The sequence below is a fragment of the Priestia sp. 53B2 genome (genome assembly GCF_056099005.1).
Window position 1 is genome coordinate 1 of sequence record NZ_JBLZXA010000007.1, and the last position, 19,256, is coordinate 19,256.

The window sequence follows — 19,256 nt, forward strand, 5'->3', positions numbered from 1 at the left end:
CCGCTAACGTCATAGAAGCAAGCTTCTAATCAGTTCGCTCGACTTGCATGTATTAGGCACGCCGCCAGCGTTCATCCTGAGCCAGGATCAAACTCTCCGAAGAAATGTTTGACTTGCTCATATAAAACAAAAAATTTAACGTTGACGTTTGTCGCTTTGTTCAGTTTTCAAAGTTCAACCGCCGCTATTAAGCGACTTTACTATCTTATCAAGTTACTGACATAATGTCAACAACTTTTTTCAACTTCGTTGTTACTAGTATGTATCAACGACGCTTTATTATAATAATATATTTAAATTAAAAAATCAACACATTTTTATATTTTTTTATGTATTCTCTAATTGAAAAAGTATAAAAAAATAATACATTCAATATATAGTTAATCGCATTACACCTTGACTATAATAAAGCTTACCTATCTTTTGGAGAAAAAACATGGTGTAATGAAAATTACCAATACTTTAATTTCGAAAAAAGAGGGCTTCTGACTAATGGAGAAGCCCTCTTTTTTTATTATAATTCAGTTAAGATTCCCCAGCAGTCATTTGGTCTGTCACCCACCTTTCTGCGAATAAACAGAAGATGTTATAATAAGAATATCTTTCGATATCACTGCACATGTTATCTTAAGAGGCCAAACTAGTTTTGACTGGCTTTTTCTTTTATGCACTTAAGTTTTTCTTCAAATTTCTCTTTACATATGTGCAATTGGTCTCATGTTCCACATATTAAATTCTTTTCTTATATTACATAAAATAAAAAAATAAAGTAGAACCAAATAAAAAAACATTATCCGTAAATTTAATTTGTTAAATAAAAAAGATAGATTTAAAATTTAGGACGTATGCTTTGTGGAAAACGAAACACATTTTCAGGATCATATTTCGCCTTTATTTTCCGTAGCCTTTCATAGTTTGATCCATAGTATGCTTTCCCGTATTTTTCGATATTTTGATCTGGAACATTCACATATGATCCTGTTACATATGGTTTCAACTGTTGGCGTACTTTTTCAACGGATGCAAGATTCGCATCTTTTTGTGATTTATTGTCCCAACTAGAAGTCCATTCCGTATAAAACAGTGGATTACGCCAAAAGAAGGCTGTTTCGTTGCTCGGTACTCTGCTTAAAGCACCACCCCAATTTATAAAAAAGAAATTGGCTTCTGTTCCTGTAGCCTTTTCTAAAAATCGTTTCATAATTGAAATCGGTTCGTTCGTCCAAAGATCAAATCCCCATCCCGAAGAGAATTTAACACTCTGATCAGATCTGCCAGGGATAGGTTCGTCAGGATCTAAGAAATCTATAGCATCTGGATAAGCTAACGTCTCTATGATTGTTTCTTTTGGGGTTCCAGCATTTAGTAAAGGTTTTAATAATCTTCTTAGCTCCCTTTCTGAACCTAAGAAGATTCCCTCTGCATGGCATAGTCCATTTACTTTGCTGTAAATCTCAAGTAAACACCCTAAACGTTCGTCTACAAACGGCGCCCATTGTTGCCAAGCTCTAAATACAGTTTCCAATTGTTCCCATGGCCAGATAATATTGAAGACAGTTGCTGTCTTAGGGGCTCGGTGAACTTTAAATGTATATTCTGTGTTGTATCCAAAATTACCGCCCCCACCACCTTTAGAAGCCCACAGCAAATCTTCATTACTACATTCATCTGCTTGAATAATTTTTCCTTTTGCGTCTACCATTTCCAATCCGATAAGGTTGTCACTAACAAGTCCAATGGATCGTGAGAGTACTCCAAATCCACCACCCATTGTAATTCCTCCAATTCCAACTGTTGGGCTATCCCCAAACGGAGCCATAAAACCTTCGCGAGCTAATCCTTTTACTAGTGGACCAACATGAATTCCTGTTTGAACTGTTGCAATCGCCTTTTTCTTATCTAAAGAAACTTTTTGCATATCACTCACATCAATAACAACGCCACCCTTTACTACTGAAAGATTCTTATCTAGAGCATGACGACCACTTCTGACACGCATGGGCACTTCATTCTCACGAGCCCATTTAATAGCATTACTTACGTCTTGCGAATTCTGTGCAAAAACAAAGACAAGAGGATTGACATCAACATAAGGGTTCCAATTCTTAGTTGCTTCTTTATAACCGGGATCCCCTTTAAAAATTACTCTTCCTGTTAACTGTGTTGATCCCATCAACTCAACTCCTAATTTTAAAATTAAAAATGCAATTATAAATTTTATGTAATATAAATAATAAAATATGCAATCTAACTTGATAATGATAAGAGATACATTAATCAAATCCATATATTGAGCAAGCTACTTAAGATAGATAAATCATTAATCTATAGTTAAATCTTAAAGAACGAAAAAACTCGCTTAATATATTGAGTGATTTTTCTATTTTTTAGATATATATCGTATACATGTTTATTTAACAAAATAGAAATTATGAGAAACAATATAAAGAAGCCCTTTTTATTAAATTAAGGGCTTTTTCATATTGCAGCTTGTCTACCTATGAATACACTATAAATGAGTGAGAATTAATTCACTCACACCTTCTAGCTAATTCATCATAGAAAAGAGGTGATTAAAATAGAAACATATAATTCTCGCTATAATAAAAAATCAAATTGCAATCAAAAGAAAAAAAGAGAAAAAAACTGCACTCACATTAACATTTATATTTATAACCACGCAGAAACTGGAGGACAAATTAGTGGCAATCATAGTCAAAATGCGAACCAGGGTGGCCAGATTGCTAAACAAGGTGGACAAAATGCGAACCAAGATGGTGTAATTGTTAAAGAATGTGGAAGAAAAAATAAAAATGCTAAAGTAAATAAAGTAAAAAAACTCAGTTTTGAAGATAAAATGAAGAAAAAACAATTCTAATAATGTGTGAAAAAAACCTCTAAACTCAAGGTTGTATAGAAAAGGTGATTGAAATAGAAACCTATCATATGAAGTATAATTTAAAAAATGGTATGTATTATGTAGATAAGTCCTTCCCACAAAAAAAGAAGAAACGAAATATAAGTGTTAATTCCCCAGCAGAAACAGCCAGTAAGAACCCTCATTCTAAAATAACCACTCACGCTTATAACGGAGGCTTTGAATTTAAAAGCACTGAGATAATTTCTTCAAGGATAATTGTAATAGATGGTGGTATGAGGTTTTAATCATTATGAACCCCCCCACTATATCTAAGGGCTTAAAAGAGATTTTTATATAATAATCCTCTCATAAAGTCCTTATTTTAAACTAATTTTCAATCAACAAAAATATTAAATTAAAATGATTAAATAGTACAAGCCCTTGCTTAAAACTTACATATAATAAATTAAATATAGATTCATATAGTCTATATTTAATTTGGTATATTTAATTTGGTATATATAGCAAGGGGGGATACTGAGAATGATTCAAGAGGTTTTAAGAATCCTTGATCCTGGCACACCAATTGCAAGTGTACTTTTAAATGGTACTCAAATTAATAATGTTAGATTTTCCAGCTTTGACGAGGCAAGATCTTTAGCTTATTTCGCTACTTCAGCAGGAGTTATTGTTGTAGATGCTGAAGAAATCCAAGGTCTACAAACAGCTTAATTATTTAAATTAGGACAAGCATAGGGAAGCCTGAAAGTATGCTTCCCTATTTTTTGACTATATACTAGATACAACTTTATTGGACATAACCATTCACTCGGAACAAAAAGAAACGTTGTAAGCGTAAGAGCTCTAACACAGAGCAAAATATAGAGCATGTAGGTTTCTATACACCCTTGATTTATCAATGTTTTTCAAAAGCCCATAATGAAAAATAGAACTTCTAATTATAAGAAAGTTCTATTTTTATGTGTGTAATCAATTATTTAAAATTTATTTTTGAATCAACTCAATAATTAAGAATTTGCTTTGTATAAGTAGTAAAATCACTTAGATGTTTGTCCAAAATTTGTTGAAGAATATCTTGATTAATGGCTTGATAATCATGAACAGCAATGTTTCGAAAACCTACCATCGCTTTCATTCTGTACGCAATCTCGCTTGTAATAATAGCTTGTGACTCTAACATATCAAAAGCTTCTCTGCTCGTTTGTGGAAGACCTAACCGTTCTTCAGCTACAATGTGCATAGCTAAATCAATACAAGCTTCGCAAGCACGTTGTATGTTTAAGATAATAGAGTCCTGTTTCGTATAATCCAGTAAGTTTTGTGGATTTTGTTGATATACGTCCAAGATACGCTTATTGCACCTTTCAACCACACTTATTTTATTTAAAATGACATCATTTCTCATAAATACTCCCACTCTCATCTACTTTCTGTAGTACACCTTTTCGTTCTTCATTTAATTTTGCATACATTTTTAATGCTTTCATTTGCTCATTCATACGTAGTGTGTCATCATCTGAGTAAATAACAGTTCCAGTCGTATAAATTTGAGCCTGAAAAACGGTCGAAGCTTCCGCAATATTAACTAAATCCACTTCTCTCTTTAACAAGGCAGCTAATTCTTGTGCAAGCATGAAAATCTTATATTTATCTATTTTTTTATTCTTCGCATAAAACCCAATATCAATATCACTTTCTTGATGGGTAGTTCCTTTTGCGAACGATCCAAATATAAGGATAAAAGAAGGTTGTATGTGAGTATGTAAAAACTTTGTAATGGTTTGAACAATTGTACGGTCCATAAAATCCCTCCTTTTGTTACCTCTATTGTAGCAAATTTTATTTCTGTAGATAAGAATAGGTTCCGTAAGTTCTTGCTTTTTCCTTTTAGATGTATGAAAGTACTTAATGTAATGGTTATGTAGTTCGCACGTATTATTTCTCATTATAAGCGACTTATTGCCTTCTTATTCTCAAAATCCATTTTTCTCCCACTTGCATTTTCATCTCACGATAAGTTCAACTAAATAAACATAATTGTTGATATATTTAAGTTTTTAATGATAAATAAGTTCAACTAAAATATTGAACAGCCTCTTTTTTTTGTGTATAATTAGTTCAGCAGAAATTCAACTTAAAAATGAGGTGTATAGAGATGAAAATTTCACGTTTTAATAAAGACTGTGGGAACTCAGTCGATATGAATATTATCGATGGGTACCTGTTTGATTTTCCAACCAACGTAGTAGAACTCCAAAAGGATGCTGCTGATTCATTCTTTACAGATGCGGTGACAGCACCAGAAGAATTTAAAAAGCGTATCTTACTTTCTACAATCATTGGAGACGAAGAAAAAGAACGTTATTTCTTAGTCGGCGACATTGCGGCAAGCCAACAATTAGCTAACAATCACATCAATCGTTTACATAATAAAATAACAAGCCATATTCCCTACGTGACATTTTTAGCTGCAATTGCCTACTATCACGCGTTGCATACAAAAGATCAAAAGGATAATAGTATTGAAATTGACTATTTCTCTACAATGTTACCAATCTGGTTACTAAAAAAAGAAAATACTTTCGGAGAAGCGCAAAAAGCCATGGCCAATCGCTTTGTAGGTGATCATACTTTCCACATCCATACACCAGGATTTGAAAAAGAATTAAAGGTATCTGTGGACGAAAGTGCTTGCTTAAAAGAAGGTGAAATTGCGCGCTTTGCGTTGAAGAAAGATTTAACTCTTCAAGACCGTGAAGATGCCAATGAATATGTAGAATGTGAAACGGTTATGGTTGATATTGGTGGAGGATCGATTGATGTCGTGATTTTACCAGAAGGGTTAAAAGCTGCGAACAGCCGTGAATCCTTCCAAAGTATAGAAGGCATTCCATATTTAGCACATATTGATAAGTTAAGAAAAGAGAAATTTCCTGAGTTGTTTACAGATTTGCGTGCCTTTGATCAATTTATTTTAGATAATTACAGCAAACAAAAGTTTGAATTAAAAAATGAAAACACAGGTGATTCCATTGATTTAACGGCTCAAATTAAATCTTCTCTAAGAGACTATGTGGAGATTTTACTAGCGAAGTTAAATGATGTGGCTCCACCACCTGCAAATAAAATCCGAAAATATGTATATAGTGGTGGTGTTGCTCCTACACTAGAAGTAGCCATTACGAATAGCATGAGTGAAAAAATCGGCGAAGAGCGTACAGAAAAATACCATAAAGTACCAGAGGATAGTCGCCACTTAAATTTATTCGGCTTAGAAATCCGAAGCATTGGTTATCTTCAAAAGAAACAAGCCCAGAAGAAAGCCGTTAAATCCTAACAACGTAGGTGATAACCATGTCAGAGCGTCAGAACGCCTTCACGATTAAAACTAATCAGTTAAGTAATGAAGTCTATGACATACTTGCAAAATATGCAAAGTCTCGAAAGTTAGGGGACTATATTTCGTCTTTAATTGTTCGAGACCTCCATAGTGCATCTACGGACCAAGTAGAAACGGGGCGCAGGACAGAAGAACTACTCGAACATATCAATTCTGAACTACGGGAGTTAAAACAGTTAGCGCAGGCTAATGGTTTTGCGGGTACACAGGATGATATAGAGAAACCTTCAGAAAACCAAGTCATTAAAGTTAAAGAAGGAAAGATTGCAGATTTAGAACACGTGTCTGGATCTTTAGATGATGATGATCTCGAAGAATATAGCGATTTTTAAAAAGAAAAGCCATTAGATATATTAGTATGTGATTCCTTTTATGTGTTACATTGAATCTTGCCTATTAAGGTTTAATTATATTAGTTTCAGTTATAAAAGCTATCCAATTAATGGATAGCTTTATTTTTGACTTACCATAATAAACGTTATAGCTATACCCACATTAAAAATAGTTATTTTTTTCATTTTCTACAAAAATACGCCTACTCATTAACTGAAATTAGGCACCTATCTTTAAACCTTGAGTAGGCTATCTATAGACTATTTGAAATATAAAAAAGACCTTATCCAAAACGGGAATGTCTTTTTTATTTTTAGTTTTCATAGTTGGTAATTTTACTAACTATGAAAACCTCTAAAAAGTAATGATATTAAAGGTTTTTCAGGATTTTTCAACTTATATCCGTCTCACTCTATCATTAAATAGCAATTCTGACAGCGAATTGCAAGGCTCTTTTATATTTTTTTCGTAAAAAAAACAAAAAGCCTTACGGCACACATGGCCGCCTAAAACAGATCAACTTGTTCTTAGATTCTACTGAAAAACCTTTGCCAAAAAGTCTTCTTTTCCTGTTCTTGAGAAACTGCAATTAATTGTTTAACTTCTTCTTTTTCTTCTTGTATTGATCTAATTACGGACATAAGATTATCATCTCGTTCTTTAGATCTTTGTTCTATTTTATTTATAGTGTCTTTAATTTCTTTTTGGCCTTGCCGGCGGCCTTCTTCAAATGCTTGTTGTATTGCTTTATTTATTTTTCCATCTAAAAGTTCCTCTAAAAGTTGCTTTGTTAGACGCGTTTCTTCTCGATAAACGCCAGGCGTTTGTGAGGCGTTTAAACCTTCTACATCCATTGATACTATAGCTTTTATAGCGTCTACCAGTACAACGTTATTATTTATTAATTTCCTTAGTTCCCTGAACGCTTTAAAATCGCGTTCATAGTAAATTCTTTGATCCTTTTCATTTCTTTCGAATTTATATCCGGCTTTTTCTAACTCAATAGACCAACGTCTTAGAGTTGACGTAGTAACTTCAAGGTCGGCTGCCACGTCTTTCGCAAAATATCCATATTCTGATGCGTTTGACAAAGCGTTCACCCCCATTTAGGTGTTATCCTATCATTTTGATTAGAATACCTTTAATATGATAATTAAATTATTAATTTTGAGATAGTTTGAAGAGCATGTATTGAAATTAATAGTGGTTCTAAAAAAATGAGTAAACGCGTTTAGACGCTACTATATTAATCAGCTATAGCATGGACGGCCACATACTTTTTTCAAGGACATAAAAAAGCTCTCAATATTGAGAGCTTTTCTTATATGTGTGTAGTTTCTATTGATTTTTGATAAAAGACGAAACATGTGCAAATATAAAACACCTTATGCTTTGATATATTGTCTAGGTTAAAAAGTATCAAAATAAAAAGCAACCTCGGCATTGGCAGGCGAGGTTGCTTTTTAGTGGGCTTCCTATGAGAAAATAACTGCAAATAAACAATAGCATATTTTTGCCATAAAGACTATATTTTTCTGTACGGGCATATATATAAAACGTGCACTTTTTATACATTCTTTCTTCAAGCACACCTTGAGAGATCACCGTCATATCAAGGATGTATAAAAAGCTGCATATCCGATAAAAGGCACCCTACCGAGAATCCTTCTCCCAAAAGGGTTCTTTTTGATGCTGTGCACCGGAAAGAGTGATTATGTTAACTAAAAGTGTATAGAGTATACACTCAACACACTTTTTAAAATTGTGATAAAAAGTGTTTGTATTAGGAACTGAATTTAATTATGAAATAGACCATATAGTATTATTTTTTGAGACATTTCAAGACTTATTTTTACTGTTTCAAGTTCATTTACCCTTTCAAAATCTTTTTGTTTTTCAAAATCAATTATTGCTTTGTTAATGTTCATAAGAGCTTTGTTGATATAATCTAATGATTTATTTAAATTTTCATTATTAGGATATATGATAATTATTTGCCCCTTCCTTTTATTTTAAATATAACAAGATAAATTGAAATCACTTAAAAAATTCTCACTTATTTAAATAAGTGAGAATTTTTTATTCGGAATTAATGCGGTACGAATAAAAAAGCTATTCTACTTTTTTTAATTAGTTAGCGTTACTCCATTTAAAACATAATCCCAAGTTTCATTGTTATTAGGGTCATTAGGGACTTTAACTGAGCAAACTCTATTTATTCCCCAATTCATTGTGCTAATACCTTGTGAACCTTCTACTGGGTGAAGAATAAGAATATTAAACTGACCTTTTACAATCTGTGACAAAACGGATTGTAATTCGACTGCTTGATCGTAGCTTGCTGTCCATCTAACAAACAAAACAGATTGACTAGTGCTAATCTTTTCAAGAAATCTATCTATTCTATGATTAAGTTTTTCTTTATAAGAGGGATATGTTGTAGTCCAATCTTGATTTGGAATTATTGGGAAATCATGAACTGAGAGAATATTGTAATGAGTATCCTTTACAAAATAAGATTTTGTTGATTGAATATTAATTCCTTCTTCGAGAACATAAGCACATCCATCAATTAAACACATATTTTTGAGTTCCATAAACCCATCAAATTTGTTTTTTAATAATCTACTTACATCAGAAAGTGATGGAGATACACTCCAATCAAGCGGACCAGAAAATGTTCTTAGGTTATGTCTTCTTAATTGGAGTGCAGGATTACAAGCATTTCCTAAACTAACTATTACGTCATAGGAACCTTTAATCTCTTGTAAATTCAATATAATACCTCCTTTTAGTGTCTTTACTATATAAAATGATTGGTTAATTAAAGATGATTGGACAACCCGGACAATAGTTAGTTTTCATGCGATAAATCTACTGGTGATTATGTTAACTAAAGATGTATAGATAATACATCTTAAAAAGAGAAAAACTCCTGTGATCTGTTCAGGAGTTTTTCTGCTACATTTATTTAACCAAAGGACTGAAGCCTCACGGCGTCTTGAGTAGTTTGCTCAAATTATTAGGCAGTATTTATACTAAGAAATTAGTTAAAAAATAAGCCCATACAGTGATTATTTATTGCTTGTCCTGTTCTTTTTCAATACTGGTGGCTATTTTATTAATGGCTTCTGTTAAATGGTCTATTTTCTTTTCAAAGCGTAATAGAAGATAAAAAGTAACAACAATAGGAAAGCCAAAACTTCCAATAAGGTTAAGCCATTGTTCTATCTTAATTACCTCCTTTTAGATACCGTTATTTTATATAATATGCAGTCGAATTGAAAGCGATTGGACATGTTCAAATACTAAATTTATTTGGACAAGCATGGACAAGCATCCAAGCAAAAATGGCTTGTCTATCATTAAATATAAGTGCAAGGATAGTTTTTTAAGGAAGGAGGTGAAGAATATGCCTCCAAGACACAACCAAAGGAATGAGGACCGATTTTGTAAATATTTAAAAGAGAGTCTTAATACAGTAGAAGATCTTAATAACGAAGGAAATAATGTAAATTTACAAGTTGAGTACCAAGCTATAGCTGGTAATTTTCTTTTTGTAAGAGAAGTTGATAGAAATAGAGTTATAGGTAGAGTGAATAATACGGGTCCTGATGTAATTGTAACGTGTAAAGAAATATTTGATACTTTTATTCATTTACAAATAGTTTAAAAATTTTATTTATCTGTTAGAAATAAAAAGCAGGTAAAACATCCTATTTCACCTGCTTTTTATTTTTTAGTTCATACGTTTCTTAGGGCTCTCCTTATGCAATACATATGTCTGTAAGATTTTACTATTGTGACACATAATATAAAATAAGTACCAATAATATTCATTATGGTGCGACAAGAAGTCGCTTTTATATAGTGTGGCTTACGCCACTGGTTTAGACGCAAAAACTATCCCCGTCCAAAACTGCGGGTCTGGTAACGGGCTCGTGGGTTGCATGCGGAAATGCGGAAACAGAGAGTCAGTGCACGACTCGGAACACTGCTAGGGGAAGATGAGTATGGTGAACATTAGTGAAGGTTTGTAAGCTTCGTAAGTGTTAGCTCAGGATAGTGCACAGCTTTGCCTGGGTATTGGCAAGAGGAAAAGCAGATTCATAATGCTGCTGTGACGCGTCCCGTATCTTGCCCGGAGTAAAGAACCCACCTAACCTCGTCGTATCTATAAGATGCGGAACTTGGTAAGCCCTTTGTCATCTGTGTAAACAGTAGGATGACTGCAAAGTCAAACAATGTGGCAGAGGGTAAAGGATATGAGAGAAAGCAAATGCCATTATCTCGAAAGAGAACAGGAAAGCAGGAAACTGTATAACTGGATGGATACTATCGTCCTTACGAACAAGCCCATGATAGGCCCGAAAGAGAGCTGACTTCTCATTGGTCTCTCGTAGGAACATAAGGTTGTGGCTATCTTCTGACGAAAGAAACGTACTGTTATGTATACCTCCAGTTGGAGCGTCGGCGTACGTTTTACTTACCGATGTGGTGTGTGATGAGGATACGACAGCAAATGGACCTGCAATGGGAGGCTTGAGCCGTATGAGTTGAAAGGCTCACGTACGGTTCTTAGGGGAGTCAGGGGCAGTGATGCCCCTCGCTTACCCGACGTAACTAAATATGTATACGATATACAGCAATAAAACAGAAAAAACTACGCCGACGGAGAGAAGTAGTAGTTTTTTCTGCTTTATTGCTAAAGGATTTTCGTAGATGCCTCACGGCGTCTTGTGTAGTTTGCTCAAAAAGTAAAATTTTATTCCCAATAGGCAAGTTACCTAAAGGGAAATAAAGGCATATGATGTAGTTCGAATAATTTTCGTCTCACACTTAGAATCCTTTTAACTTTATTTTTCATCTTCATCATTTACAAAGTCAAAAAAAGAAAAAACAATCTGTATTGGAAGACAGATTGTTTTTTCTTTTAAAAGAGAAATGGCTTTATCGAAGTGGCATTCCTAGAGCCTTCTCTAATAATATTCAAAATCTTTCTAGATAATGAATTTCAATAAAATCCATTATGTTAACTAAACTTGTATACGATATACAGCATAAAAACAGAAAAAGCTACCAACTCATGAACTGCACCCCAATTGTTAGACAAAGAAACTCTAATGATTGGGGTGCAGTTCATCTGCTAGGGTAGTTTTTTCTGTTACACATCTTTTATCAAAGGAAGGATGCCTTACGGCATCATGAATAGTTTGCTCAAACTATTGGATATTATTCATTTCTATTTAATCCGTAAAAATAACCATGTAAATCCAAAATAATCCATAAAATTAATAGGAATAAAGTTCGATTGAAAATTCAGAAAATTATAATACGATGTTAAATGTGTTTGTTAATAAAATAGAGGAGGGCAATAACCTTATGAAAAAAGTATTTAACATAGGAATTCTATTTTTTCTTGTTTTCGGTTTATTCCTTGGTGTTGGACCTACCGGCGCATCTGCATTATCGTATGATGGCTCAAACCCTTATACAACAGGATGTGCAAGTAAAAGCCCCATTACCTATGAAACTAAGTATATTTATAAAAATGGAGTAAAGATTGGTTATGTACAATTAAAAGGAAGTGCTTATTGTCATACGGCATGGGGATATGTAAAACTTTATAATTCTGCTCCATATAATGGTTATGCAAATGTTGGAACATACAGATATTATGGTACTTCCAGTTCTTCTAATGCAAGAACATTTTGTAATAGCTCTGGAGGCAATGGCGTGGTAAATAAAGGGGAAACCTCTTGTTATACAAGTCAATTATGGGATAAGGATCCATACAATTCCTTAGCAGTTGTATTTATTTATGGTTCAGACGGAAGTGTTATTGCTCAAGCTCAAACTGGTCGTCACTAATAAAGTATATAGAAAACATTATTTCTCATCAACAAGATCAATTAATTAGATATATTTGTATTATATAAATTAACACCTCTTCAAAATAAGATTTGAAGAGGTGTTTTCAGTTTTAAATTTATGTCTAACACTTATGGTTTTCGTATGTTATTTCCGTAAACCACATTATGGTAACTACCTTTGTATATCATATACAGGCTGAAAACAGAAAAAACTACCTTATGTGAACTGAACCCAAAAAGTTAGACCCTTTATCTAAGCAGCGAATGAGGATTGAATTCTGTATTCTACAGGGGTCAATCCTTTTAATTTTACTTTTATTCGTTTGTGGTTGTAATAAACAATATACCTCTCTAATTCCTGTTGAAAGTGCTCCATACTCTCAAACTCTTGGAGATAGAGTAACTCTGATTTTAATAGACCAAAGAAGTTTTCAATGACTGCGTTGTCAAAACAATTTCCCTTACGGGACATACTTTGAGTAATATTGTTTTCTTTGAGTAAATGCTGATATTTTGTCATTTGATAATGCCACCCTTGATCAGAATGGAGTATTGGACGTTCTCCAACTTGTAAGTGATTAAATGCCTCATTCAACATTGTTGTCACAAGGGAAAAAACAGGCCGTTTGTCTATATGATAAGAGACAATTTCACCATTAAAAAGATCTAGAATAGGGGATAAATAAAGCTTCTCTCCAAACAGATGAAACTCTGTAATATCTGTGACCCATTTTTCATTTGGTTTAGACGCTTCAAAGTCGCGTTTAAGAATGTTAGGAGCGATCCTTCCTTTTTTCCCACGGTACGAGCGATATTTTTTGAGTCGCACGAGGCTCTTTAATCCTAATTCTTTCATCAGTCTATATACGGTCTTGTGATTAATAGAATACCCTAGTCTACCCAGCTCTAAAGTAATACGACGGTAACCGTATCTACCTTGGTGCTCATGAAAAATATGCTTAATTAATTGTTTCATCTCTTTGTATTTATCAGGACCCTTAAAAGCTTTCGTCCAGTAATAATAAGTACTACGAGCGATTTTAGCTACCTTTATAAGGTCGACGACCTTATACTCATGCCTTAATTCAAACACTATTTGGGCTTTTTCTCGCTCTTTGATTCCCTTGATGCTTGAACTAAGGCGTTTAACTTTTTTAAATACGCAATTTCCATTCGTAGGTATTCATTTTCCTTTAGTAACTCTTCATTTGTCTTGTCTGTATCAAGATTTTCAGTAGGCTTTTTCTTCATTTTTGGACGACTCCTCTTTTTAGGAAACAGGCCATCCTTACCTTGTTTTTCAAAGGTTCTTTTCCATTTCGCCACCGTTGAGTAAGAAGGAATATTGAATACATATGATGCTTCACGAATAGACGCTCCTGTTTTTTCCATATAAGTTAATACGTCCATTTTAAACTTCACAGAGTAGTTTGTATAGGTCGGCTGTAAACCCTTTTCTCCATGTTTTTGATACAATGCCACCCATTTTATAATATCTGATTTAGTTGCGCTTATTAACTTGGCTGTTTCCCTATATGAGTTGCGCTTATTTAGGTACAAATCAATAGCCTTCAACTTATCTTCAAATGTATGTCTAGACATACAAGCACCCCAATCATTAGAGTTTCTTTGTCTAACAATTGGGGTGCAGTTCAAGTAAGGTAGTTTTTTCGCTGTTGAGTAATTGGGTTTTGTAAGCTGATGTCCCGTTTTTTCTTGAGTAGTTTGCTCAAGATATAAAAATCTATACATTTTCAACCATGCTAAAGTTATAGGAGGATTCATACTATTGCTGTATGTTAGAACAACTTTATTGTAATAAACTATAGGTATCAGGATTAATAAAGGAGAGGTCACATGCCAAAAATTGAAGAAAATCAGTTGTTTACAGTGATTATTGAATGGGAAGTTAATCCGAAATATCAACAAGAATTAATTAATGGTCTTTCAAATCAAATCGACACATACTTTAAGGATTACGATGGCTTTATTTCAGCAAGTTTCCATGCTAGTGAAGACGGTAAGCGAGTCATTAACTATGCTCAGTGGGTATCGAGAGAAGCTTGGTCTAACTCGTTTCAAGCCTCAGGTCGTAATGAGGTCCAGACTACTAATGATGAAATAATTAAAAATTGTGAGGCTACAACACTAAAGCTTAACAGTTATCATGTTGCTAGAGTAATAGAAAATATATAAATTAATAATTGATTATCTGCAGGGACTGGCGGAAAATCACATTATGTTAACTAAACATGTATATCATATAAAGCTTAAAAAGCAGAAAAAACTACTGAACCCGTCAGTAGTTTTTTCTCTCACTTATAGAAAGAGACAGAATGGTTAGTTGCATAATTTATGATATGTAAAGTAATTACAAGTGTTTGGACAAGTGCTGATATTATAAAAATTTTATTAACTTTGATTGATATATAAAGAGAGGTGTAAAACTCTCTCGACATTTATTCCTCTAAAGTAAGTTCGAAAATAAGCTGGTAATTACAGTCCGTTAAGTCGATTTCAATGATTTGAAAATCTTCTCCGTACCAATCCGTTTCAGTAATAATTAATTTGGCCGTATTGAAATAAAATTCCTCCGAAAAATGAGGACGGAACGTATTTCCTCCCCCTTTCCCTACGGCCTCATACTTTTTAAATTCTCGCAAGTACAGTTCCGCATAAAATGGATGGTTTTTCCAAAAACCTCTAGCATTCTTTTCAATATGTGATTGGATATAAGTATCACGCTCTTTAGTGCTCATTTTTCTTATATGGCGAGGATAGTCTAAAATGTGACCCTTAATAAATGCCCCCTTTTCATCACGAAAGAAATCACCATACAGCCCTTCAATCGAAAAATCATCAATATGCGCTCTGATACCAAAATCCTCTTGTTCTTCTAGTTCTCGGTTAACAAGAATAGTAAGAACTTCTTTTTCGTTCTCAGCTTTAGCAACAGCAAAAAAGGACATCCCTGCATTGATAGCAAATAGTTTGGTCACATCGTGAACCCCCCGAATTTTAATTTGGTAATCTCTCCTATGATATTCAAAATTCCTGCTATAGGTAATTAATGACTAAAAAGCTAACCTTTTTAATTTTGGTTATTGACTATGGTAATTATATCCTTAATTATTTTGATTAGCACTCATTTCAGGAGGAAGCTTAATATGCCTAAAACACCGCCTGGATTCAAGCGTTTAAATGCTGATATACCAGAAGAATTATTTAAGGAATTTGCAAAGAGATGTATTGAAGAAGGTGTGAGCAAAAAAGATTTTCTTGTTCAACTTTTGGAGAAAGAACTCTTTAAAGATTCACCGAAGTAAAAAAGAAAGCAAAATAAAAGGGCACTTCCTGTGCAAAGGAAGCACCCCATGTAAAAAACTTGTAAGGACTTTTATTATAACATGGGTTGCCCTCAAAAAATAGGAGGGTCTTATCATGGATCAAACCGAAAAATTGTTAATGGGTATCGAAAATATTTTAAGTGTGGCCTCTGATTTAGTACAAGAAGTAGATCGCCTTAAACGTGTTGAAGAAGAATGTCAGATGCTCAAAGAAAAACTTTTTTTGAAGCCACTTATCGTGTCAGAACAAGACGTTTTTTCTCTTGCAATTGATGGTCATTCTATTACAGAAATGCAAGACATTTTGTTCAAAGAAGAAAGCACAATTAAGAATCAGAGAGGCAGCATTCTACAAAAATTAAACGTTTCTTCGATGAAAGAAGCAATCGATTTTTATAAAAAAACTACCCAGACTTCTTCTCAAAACTTCACGAATTATCATCAAGAAATTTTTCGAAAATTCGTTAAAACTTCATAAAAGTTGAGGGGACTTAAAGGGGACAGTAGGTCAATATCTACAAAAAAGTGTTAAAATTGATGTCAACACTAGATCAACATTAGGCGTTTTTTTACTTTTTAGGTCGACAGCAGTTCGACAGACTGGAAGTTTTCGTGGTACCACTTTTTTGGAGGTGAAAACGTTGTTTTGCTAGGCTTTGCCCAGCATATCACAGCCATGTGATATCAAAAACCCCTTATGCTCTTCTCTACTCGTACTGGGAATTTTGCAATTTGATAGAAAAGGAATGATTTCATGGATATCTTTTTACGAAATATTGATCCGGTTGCTATGCAAAAAGTTGATTCACTAGCGAAAGAAAATGGGATGTCTCGTCAACAATTCTTGAAAGAACAATTTGAAACATTAGCTTTTTTTAATGAACAAGTAGAAAGAGAAAAAAGATTAGAAGCAATTATTCATCAGAACATCGAAATGATGAAACAATGTGCGATATCAATTGAAAAGATGAACGACATGATATATGAACTGATGGGAGATGTAGAGGAGTAATGGAAACACAACGACGTATGATTACACTTGATAAAGAAACAGATCAATACATTCAAGATTATATGGCTAAACATAAACTTCGTTTCCCAGGAGAAGCGATTATGGATATCTGTAAAAAGTATCGAGAAGAAAAAAAGAAAGAATGGTCGTTAGATTATATAACGGAAACGGTTAGTGAAAATCTCAATGATGCATTAAAAAGCGAACTAAAAAAGATTCGATTAGGAACAAATAGCGCAGATAAGAATACACAAATTCTTATCGAATTTATGAATGGATTGTATTTTCACCATGGCTATCAGGGAATTATGACAACGGATCTTCTAGAGCTAGAAGAAACTAAACTTGCTAAAAAAGTTGTAAGTGAACGTATTGTGAATCAAAGACAAAAACGGCTGGATAAGGAATACCCTAAAAGCTAAAATAGCCTTTAAGGCTAGCTAAGTAGGCTTAAGCCTACTTGTCCTTTTAGTAAACGAGGTGAATATAGTTTGATTTGTAGTTATTGCGGGACAGAAGGATTAGACGATAGCTGCTCTTTTTGTGGGGCTAGTTTAAATATAAAAAGACCGAAATTAAAAGAATTTGTTGTCTTAGAGGACGTTGAGAAGCCTTTTGATGAACTTGCATGCTTTCATACGTATGATTTGTTAGTTTTGCTGCGTTTGGTACGTAAAGAAAGGACAAAGGCTTATGATTTAATGCTAACGCTTAAAAAGGCTGGTAAGAGCCCTCAAATCGACCAAGCAATGGTAAACTATTCAGAAGAGCAATATGGGCTTTATACGAAGCGTATGAAGGTTATAGAAGGTATTTTAATAGACAGAATGGGTGATAAGCCTCAACGAGTAGATGATAAATTGTTAGCGAAATTAGCTGAAAGACTATGAAAAGAGTAGAAAAAGAGGGAAATTATTGATAGTGTTGAATGTAGTATAAAATGAGAAAAACCGCCCATGCTTTGGCTGGCTTGGCGGTTTCTCGAATACAGAAAGGGAATAGGTCCCTTCTCAAACATATTTATTGACATATTCTATCATAAGGGGAGGAATTAGCTTGGAAAGAGTGATTATGTTAACTAAATATATATACCATATACAGTCAAAAATCAGAAAAAACCTATCTCTTTCCAGTCAAAAGAGGTAGGTTTTTTCTGTTGCAGAATTTAGTTATATGAGTCGATATTTGGTAACATCTTGGGTAGTTTGCTCAAGTTCGTAAGAACTTATGAAGAGAAAAGAGAAAAGCCTACATAATTGTGCATGAAATGTCGGATAGATGTATTTAAATCCTGCTATTCTGATGATAAGGGAGGTCATATGAATGGATTTGCTTAGAAATATGAATAGAGCTTTACACTATATCGAAGAGAACCTAACAAAAGATATAGATTTTAGAGAAGTAGCAAAGTTAGCTCTTTGCTCTGAGTATCACTTTAAAAGGATGTTTTCTTTTCTTGCAGGCATTACTTTGTCAGAATACATTCGCCGAAGACGCCTTACTCTTGCAGCATTCGAACTTAAAGATAATAAGATGAAGGTTATTGATATTGCGATCAAATACGGATATAACTCACCAGATTCTTTTACAAGAGCTTTTCAAAACTTACATGGTCTAACTCCTTCAGAAGCCAAAAAAAATGGTTATTCACTTAAAGCCTATCCACAAATGACCTTTCAGCTATCAATTAAAGGAGGAAATGAAATGAACTATCGAATTGAAGAAAAAGAGGCATTTCATATAGTCGGTATTAAAAAAAGAGTGCCTATAATTTTTTACGGAGTTAACCCAAAGATTGCTGCTATGTGGGAAAGCTTAAGTGATGAAACGATAAATAAATTAAAAAAACTTTCTAATGTTAACCCACTGGGACTGCTTAGTGCATCCGTGAATTTTTCTGAAGGACGAATGGAGGAAAAAGGGGAGCTTGACCACTATATCGGTGTAGCAACAACTAAGGAATGTCGTGATAATTTGATACAACTTGAAGTACCTGCTTTAACATGGGCTGTATTTGAAGCAGTTGGGCCATTTCCTGACACATTGCAGGATGTATGGGGACGGATTTATTCCGAATGGTTTCCATCCTCAAATTATGAACAAGTAGAGGGACCAGAAATTTTATGGAATGAACATAAAGATGTAACATCACCGACTTTTAAAAGTGAAATATGGATATCGGTGTTAAAAAAATAATGATGATTCAACAATAAAATATTTTTAATTTAGGGAAAGAGGAGGTTATAAATATGATCTCCTCTTCTAATTTATAGCTTCCTGTAAAATCCATTATGTTAACTAAAGATGTATACGATATGCAGCTTAAAAACAGAAAAAACTCCCTGTTGTGGTAGGTTGTTTCTTCTGTTTTTTTGAATGGACAATAAATCCAGTAACTGGTATTTATATT

The 19,256-nt window shown here is 33.7% G+C and carries 22 protein-coding genes and 1 rRNA gene; 14 read left to right on the forward strand and 9 right to left on the reverse strand.

Going from position 1 to position 19,256, the window contains the following annotated elements; all coding sequences use genetic code 11:
- Positions 1-103: ribosomal RNA gene (locus ACN6NE_RS02820) — 16S ribosomal RNA — on the reverse strand; the annotation flags it as partial.
- Positions 104-829: 726 nt separating this feature from the next.
- Positions 830-2,173, reverse strand: coding sequence for an FAD-binding oxidoreductase (locus ACN6NE_RS02825; protein WP_071277299.1), 1,344 nt, complete (start codon positions 2,171-2,173; stop codon positions 830-832).
- A 396-nt stretch (positions 2,174-2,569) separates the two neighbouring features.
- Between ACN6NE_RS02825 and ACN6NE_RS02830 the strand changes: the two genes are divergently transcribed.
- The 3 genes from ACN6NE_RS02830 to ACN6NE_RS02840 all read left to right on the forward strand — a co-directional run bounded on the left by ACN6NE_RS02830 (position 2,570) and on the right by ACN6NE_RS02840 (position 3,592).
- Positions 2,570-2,878 carry a hypothetical protein gene (locus ACN6NE_RS02830; RefSeq protein WP_474324409.1) on the forward strand — a complete coding sequence of 103 codons (309 nt, stop codon included), beginning with the start codon at positions 2,570-2,572 and terminating at the stop codon, positions 2,876-2,878.
- Between the two features lie 44 nt (positions 2,879-2,922).
- Positions 2,923-3,165 carry a hypothetical protein gene (locus ACN6NE_RS02835; protein WP_474324410.1) on the forward strand — a complete coding sequence of 81 codons (243 nt, stop codon included), beginning with the start codon at positions 2,923-2,925 and terminating at the stop codon, positions 3,163-3,165.
- 238 nt (positions 3,166-3,403) lie between these two features.
- The gene (locus tag ACN6NE_RS02840) at positions 3,404-3,592 is read left to right on the forward strand and encodes a hypothetical protein (RefSeq protein ID WP_071277302.1); all 189 of its coding nucleotides are present in this window, start codon (positions 3,404-3,406) and stop codon (positions 3,590-3,592) included.
- Between the two features lie 289 nt (positions 3,593-3,881).
- On the opposite strand, the gene hepT is transcribed toward ACN6NE_RS02840, so the two are convergent.
- Both hepT and mntA read right to left on the reverse strand, forming a co-directional pair.
- Complete coding sequence (gene hepT, locus ACN6NE_RS02845) at positions 3,882-4,286, reverse strand: type VII toxin-antitoxin system HepT family RNase toxin (RefSeq protein ID WP_474324411.1); 405 nt, start codon at positions 4,284-4,286, stop codon at positions 3,882-3,884.
- Positions 4,276-4,683 (reverse strand): type VII toxin-antitoxin system MntA family adenylyltransferase antitoxin, encoded by a 408-nt coding sequence (gene mntA / locus ACN6NE_RS02850; RefSeq protein ID WP_474324413.1) that lies wholly within the window; start codon positions 4,681-4,683, stop codon positions 4,276-4,278. Before mntA ends, hepT begins: the two co-directional genes overlap by 11 nt.
- A 353-nt stretch (positions 4,684-5,036) precedes the next feature.
- On the opposite strand from mntA, the gene ACN6NE_RS02855 reads away from it, so the two are divergent.
- Both ACN6NE_RS02855 and ACN6NE_RS02860 read left to right on the forward strand, forming a co-directional pair.
- Complete coding sequence (locus ACN6NE_RS02855; protein WP_474324415.1) at positions 5,037-6,218, forward strand: Alp7A family actin-like protein; 1,182 nt, start codon at positions 5,037-5,039, stop codon at positions 6,216-6,218.
- Positions 6,219-6,235: 17 nt separating this feature from the next.
- A complete protein-coding gene (locus ACN6NE_RS02860; protein WP_474324417.1) occupies positions 6,236-6,613 on the forward strand; it encodes a hypothetical protein in 378 nt (125 codons plus the stop codon).
- A 528-nt stretch (positions 6,614-7,141) separates the two neighbouring features.
- On the opposite strand, the gene ACN6NE_RS02865 is transcribed toward ACN6NE_RS02860, so the two are convergent.
- The 3 genes from ACN6NE_RS02865 to ACN6NE_RS02875 form a co-directional block, all read right to left on the reverse strand.
- The gene (locus ACN6NE_RS02865; protein ID WP_474324418.1) at positions 7,142-7,705 is read right to left on the reverse strand and encodes a DUF3967 domain-containing protein; all 564 of its coding nucleotides are present in this window, start codon (positions 7,703-7,705) and stop codon (positions 7,142-7,144) included.
- Between the two features lie 1,035 nt (positions 7,706-8,740).
- On the reverse strand, positions 8,741-9,391 hold the full coding sequence (locus ACN6NE_RS02870; protein ID WP_474324420.1) for a DUF1796 family putative cysteine peptidase: 651 nt from the start codon (positions 9,389-9,391) through the stop codon (positions 8,741-8,743).
- A gap of 301 nt (positions 9,392-9,692) precedes the next feature.
- Entirely contained in the window at positions 9,693-9,851 is a 159-nt protein-coding gene (locus tag ACN6NE_RS02875) for a YvrJ family protein (RefSeq protein WP_474324523.1), read from the reverse strand.
- 175 nt (positions 9,852-10,026) lie between these two features.
- Here ACN6NE_RS02875 and ACN6NE_RS02880 point away from each other — a divergent pair, with 175 nt between their 5' ends.
- Together ACN6NE_RS02880 and ACN6NE_RS02885 are read left to right on the forward strand one after the other, a co-directional pair.
- Complete coding sequence (locus ACN6NE_RS02880; protein WP_474324422.1) at positions 10,027-10,287, forward strand: hypothetical protein; 261 nt, start codon at positions 10,027-10,029, stop codon at positions 10,285-10,287.
- Positions 10,288-11,996: 1,709 nt separating this feature from the next.
- A complete protein-coding gene (locus tag ACN6NE_RS02885) occupies positions 11,997-12,485 on the forward strand; it encodes a DUF2690 domain-containing protein (protein WP_071277308.1) in 489 nt (162 codons plus the stop codon).
- Positions 12,486-12,740: 255 nt separating this feature from the next.
- On the opposite strand, the gene ACN6NE_RS02890 is transcribed toward ACN6NE_RS02885, so the two are convergent.
- Positions 12,741-14,089, reverse strand: a protein-coding gene (locus ACN6NE_RS02890) for an IS3 family transposase (protein ID WP_474324525.1) whose coding sequence is annotated in 2 segments (ribosomal slippage) — positions 12,741-13,630 and positions 13,630-14,089 — 1,350 coding nt in all. Because the reading frame shifts where the segments join, the coding sequence is not laid out codon by codon here.
- Positions 14,090-14,344: 255 nt separating this feature from the next.
- Between ACN6NE_RS02890 and ACN6NE_RS02895 the strand changes: the two genes are divergently transcribed.
- Complete coding sequence (locus ACN6NE_RS02895) at positions 14,345-14,683, forward strand: antibiotic biosynthesis monooxygenase family protein (RefSeq protein ID WP_074897684.1); 339 nt, start codon at positions 14,345-14,347, stop codon at positions 14,681-14,683.
- A gap of 263 nt (positions 14,684-14,946) precedes the next feature.
- Here ACN6NE_RS02895 and ACN6NE_RS02900 read toward each other — a convergent pair whose 3' ends face one another.
- The gene (locus tag ACN6NE_RS02900) at positions 14,947-15,486 is read right to left on the reverse strand and encodes a hypothetical protein (RefSeq protein WP_474324424.1); all 540 of its coding nucleotides are present in this window, start codon (positions 15,484-15,486) and stop codon (positions 14,947-14,949) included.
- Between the two features lie 168 nt (positions 15,487-15,654).
- On the opposite strand from ACN6NE_RS02900, the gene ACN6NE_RS02905 reads away from it, so the two are divergent.
- The 6 genes from ACN6NE_RS02905 (at position 15,655) to ACN6NE_RS02930 (ending at position 19,042) form a co-directional block, all read left to right on the forward strand.
- Positions 15,655-15,813, forward strand: a complete 159-nt coding sequence (locus ACN6NE_RS02905) for a YlcI/YnfO family protein (RefSeq protein ID WP_170836830.1) — start codon at positions 15,655-15,657, stop codon at positions 15,811-15,813.
- Between the two features lie 115 nt (positions 15,814-15,928).
- Positions 15,929-16,312, forward strand: a complete 384-nt coding sequence (locus tag ACN6NE_RS02910) for a LuxR C-terminal-related transcriptional regulator (protein WP_474324426.1) — start codon at positions 15,929-15,931, stop codon at positions 16,310-16,312.
- A gap of 276 nt (positions 16,313-16,588) precedes the next feature.
- The gene (locus tag ACN6NE_RS02915; RefSeq protein ID WP_474324428.1) at positions 16,589-16,846 is read left to right on the forward strand and encodes a hypothetical protein; all 258 of its coding nucleotides are present in this window, start codon (positions 16,589-16,591) and stop codon (positions 16,844-16,846) included.
- Entirely contained in the window at positions 16,846-17,268 is a 423-nt protein-coding gene (locus ACN6NE_RS02920; protein ID WP_474324429.1) for a hypothetical protein, read from the forward strand. Before ACN6NE_RS02915 ends, ACN6NE_RS02920 begins: the two co-directional genes overlap by 1 nt.
- A 69-nt stretch (positions 17,269-17,337) precedes the next feature.
- Positions 17,338-17,736, forward strand: coding sequence for a hypothetical protein (locus ACN6NE_RS02925; RefSeq protein ID WP_474324431.1), 399 nt, complete (start codon positions 17,338-17,340; stop codon positions 17,734-17,736).
- A gap of 433 nt (positions 17,737-18,169) precedes the next feature.
- Complete coding sequence (locus tag ACN6NE_RS02930) at positions 18,170-19,042, forward strand: AraC family transcriptional regulator (RefSeq protein WP_474324433.1); 873 nt, start codon at positions 18,170-18,172, stop codon at positions 19,040-19,042.
- The last annotated feature ends 214 nt before the right edge of the window (positions 19,043-19,256 follow it).